The sequence below is a fragment of the Intrasporangium sp. genome (assembly GCF_036566125.1).
Classification (GTDB): Bacteria; Actinomycetota; Actinomycetes; order Actinomycetales; family Dermatophilaceae; genus Intrasporangium.
In genome coordinates, this window is the sequence record NZ_DATCWX010000120.1 from 1 (window position 1) to 2,464 (window position 2,464).

Consider the following 2,464-nt stretch of genomic DNA (forward strand, 5'->3'; position numbering starts at 1 on the left):
CCTAGAGACTCCGCCTCTCTCCACCTGTCGAGTCACCGGGGAGCGAGGCGAGAAATCGTCCCGGCCGGGTCGAGCGTCCCCTTCCCAGCGCTCCCCGGCCGGGGCCCCCAGCCAACCGAATCCCGCTCACTAACAAAGGAATCCCGCCATGGCCTATGTCGCCGACTACAACGCCAAGTCAGAGTTCGCGGACGAGATGCCCGCAGCCCGAGGCAACGTCACCGCCACCCAAGAGCAGGCGGCCAAGCAGCTCTATGAGCTCGACGAGGTGCTCCGCATCCTCGAGAAGAGGCTCACCTCGATCCTGCGCGCACCTCAGTCCGTGCCGACGACGGACGGCATCGACGCCGACGCGAACGCCAAGGACGACCGTAGCGAGCTGGCAGTCACCCTCGACGACTTCCGCACCACCGCCCGTCGTCTGACGCGCTTCGCCCGTGACCTGTCCGACCGCGTCGACCTCTGAGCCCGAAAAGCAAGCGGGGAGCCGACACCCCTCCAGGAACCGGCTCCCCACCCAACGAAACGAGGATACCAATGCACGACCACCCAACCGTCGTCGTCTCACCGACGATCGACGCCGTCACCGTCGCGGAGGCGCACCGCACCCTCTTGGAGTTCCGGGCCGAGAAGACAGACCCGGACATCGCGGCCGAGGCCATCGTTGCCCACTTCTACGACGTGCTCGAGGGCTACGGGCTGGCGGTGGCGGCATGACCACCTACCGCGTCTACTTCAACACCCACATCGAGGTGACCGTCGAGGGTGACTGGCCCGACGAGGACACCGCCGCAGACCTTGGGTGGGAGGTCGCTGAGGAGTACCTGCGGACGCTGGGCGTCAAGACCGGCGACTCCCGCATCGTGAGCGTTGATGCGTCCCTCGACGGCATCGGCGCCGACAACGTCGAGGCGCGCTCATGAGCACCCGCGAGTACGTGGCGCACATGGCCCGGCTCCGCGTCGACAACGCGGCCACGAGCCTCAGCGCCCGGTCCTACATCACCGGCACGCAGCGGGTGGTGGCGATGAGCGACTACGAGGCCGCCGCGCTGTCCGAGCTGCGTGAGGCGCTGGCCGACCTCTACTCCCTGGCCACGATGACTGACGACGAGTTCGAGGTCGCGCACGTCGACCCGACGCCGGACACGCAGGAGCAGGTCACGACGCCGCCGGAGGTGTACGCATGAGCGCGCCGACCATCGCCGACCTGGCCATCTTCGCCAAGTGGATGAAGGCCGAGGGATCTGACTTCGACGACTTCATCGACGTCCTCGAGCGGCCCGACCGCTGGGAGTCCGAGATCGCCGCTGCGCGTGCCCTGCACGACGCGATGCCGGAAGGGGCCGAGTCATGACCGCCGACACCCTACGCCGCGCCGCTGAGGTTCTTCGCGCGCTCTCGAACGGATCGACCGAGGGGCCATGGCTGGTCGGGCATGAAGTAGACGGCGCGTATGCCGAACGTCGCACGGTTGTCCGCGCCCAAGGTCTCCGCGTGGTCACGGTCGGCCAGACGCGCCAGCACCACCACCGTGAGGCAGAGGCCAACGTCGCCTTCATCGCCACGATGCACCCCGGCGTCGGCCTCGCCCTCGCTGACTGGCTGCAACTCGAGGCCGATCGCTTGGGCTGGCTGGAGAACTACGCGACCCCGCAGGCTCTCACCGTCGCACGCGCCATCCTCGGGGAGGCGTCGTGACCGCCGCGCCGCAGGTTCTCGCCGGCCTCGACTGGACCGCCGAAGGGCGCCGCCCCGCAGGCCAGCCCGGCCACGTCAACATCGGCCGCACCACACGCAGCGACGCCTGGGACGAGGACTACCACACCGGCCTGTCCTACCCCGCCGTCCTGACCGCCACGGGCGTCGTCGTCCTGTGGCGGGACAGCGGCTGGCACCCCATGTCACCCGCGCTGGCCGCCACGTTCACGCCCGGGCCCGAGTGGCAGTCGCGGTGCACCCACCTGCACGCCGTCGCCTGGTGGCCGTGCCTGACCGAGGCGCAGTGCGACGCGCTCGCGATGGAGGAGGAGCAGTGAGCGCCACACCGATGCCCCTGTCGTACTTCCACGGCTGGCTCGCAACGGGTGAGCGTGGGATCTCCTCCGAGGCGATCGTCTCGCACCTGACCGGCGTTCCCATCACCCCGTGGCACCGCCTCGCCGACTACCCGCTCGACCCCGCCGACTTCCGACGCTGCCAATTACTACTGGAGCGGGCTCCCTTGGCGCGCCCGTACTTCCCGGCCATGGCGTCACGCAGCCCGCAGTGGGCGCGGCTCGTCGAGGCGTGGGACGACATCCACGCGCTGATCGAGGAGGACGTGCCCGGCTACCTCAACGGCTACAACGGCAGCGCGATTCGCGGCTACCGCCTCATGCAGCGGGTCATCGCGGGCGGTGTCCAGTGCGACATCTGCGACGGGACCGGACAGGCCGACCCGTGCCCGAAGTGCAAGGGGACGG

General features: G+C 69.4%; 8 protein-coding genes. All 8 read left to right on the top strand.

What is annotated here, in order from left to right; translation table 11 throughout:
- Positions 1-148: 148 nt before the first annotated feature.
- Positions 149-466: a hypothetical protein gene (locus tag VIR15_RS07135; protein ID WP_331926779.1), complete on the top strand. Its 318-nt coding sequence runs from the start codon at positions 149-151 to the stop codon at positions 464-466.
- Positions 467-537: 71 nt separating this feature from the next.
- Positions 538-717 carry a hypothetical protein gene (locus VIR15_RS07140; RefSeq protein ID WP_331926780.1) on the top strand — a complete coding sequence of 60 codons (180 nt, stop codon included), beginning with the start codon at positions 538-540 and terminating at the stop codon, positions 715-717.
- On the top strand, positions 714-923 hold the full coding sequence (locus VIR15_RS07145) for a hypothetical protein (protein WP_331926781.1): 210 nt from the start codon (positions 714-716) through the stop codon (positions 921-923). Before VIR15_RS07140 ends, VIR15_RS07145 begins: the two co-directional genes overlap by 4 nt.
- Positions 920-1,189, top strand: coding sequence for a hypothetical protein (locus tag VIR15_RS07150; protein ID WP_331926782.1), 270 nt, complete (start codon positions 920-922; stop codon positions 1,187-1,189). Before VIR15_RS07145 ends, VIR15_RS07150 begins: the two co-directional genes overlap by 4 nt.
- Positions 1,186-1,356 carry a hypothetical protein gene (locus VIR15_RS07155; protein WP_331926783.1) on the top strand — a complete coding sequence of 57 codons (171 nt, stop codon included), beginning with the start codon at positions 1,186-1,188 and terminating at the stop codon, positions 1,354-1,356. The genes VIR15_RS07150 and VIR15_RS07155 overlap by 4 nt, the downstream gene beginning before the upstream one ends.
- On the top strand, positions 1,353-1,700 hold the full coding sequence (locus VIR15_RS07160) for a hypothetical protein (RefSeq protein ID WP_331926784.1): 348 nt from the start codon (positions 1,353-1,355) through the stop codon (positions 1,698-1,700). The genes VIR15_RS07155 and VIR15_RS07160 overlap by 4 nt, the downstream gene beginning before the upstream one ends.
- A complete protein-coding gene (locus VIR15_RS07165) occupies positions 1,697-2,038 on the top strand; it encodes a hypothetical protein (protein ID WP_331926785.1) in 342 nt (113 codons plus the stop codon). Before VIR15_RS07160 ends, VIR15_RS07165 begins: the two co-directional genes overlap by 4 nt.
- Positions 2,035-2,464: zinc finger-like domain-containing protein (locus tag VIR15_RS07170; protein WP_331926786.1), on the top strand; the 430-nt coding region annotated here is incomplete at its 3' end. The genes VIR15_RS07165 and VIR15_RS07170, both read left to right, overlap by 4 nt.

Bases quoted from the DNA above. Each gene is read 5' to 3' on its own strand.
- VIR15_RS07135 (WP_331926779.1), top strand. From the start codon at position 149: ATGGCCTATGTCGCCGACTACAACGCCAAGTCAGAGTTCGCGGACGAG.
- VIR15_RS07140 (WP_331926780.1), top strand. From the start codon at position 538: ATGCACGACCACCCAACCGTCGTCGTCTCACCGACGATCGACGCCGTC.
- VIR15_RS07145 (WP_331926781.1), top strand. From the start codon at position 714: ATGACCACCTACCGCGTCTACTTCAACACCCACATCGAGGTGACCGTC.
- VIR15_RS07150 (WP_331926782.1), top strand. From the start codon at position 920: ATGAGCACCCGCGAGTACGTGGCGCACATGGCCCGGCTCCGCGTCGAC.
- VIR15_RS07155 (WP_331926783.1), top strand. From the start codon at position 1,186: ATGAGCGCGCCGACCATCGCCGACCTGGCCATCTTCGCCAAGTGGATG.
- VIR15_RS07160 (WP_331926784.1), top strand. From the start codon at position 1,353: ATGACCGCCGACACCCTACGCCGCGCCGCTGAGGTTCTTCGCGCGCTC.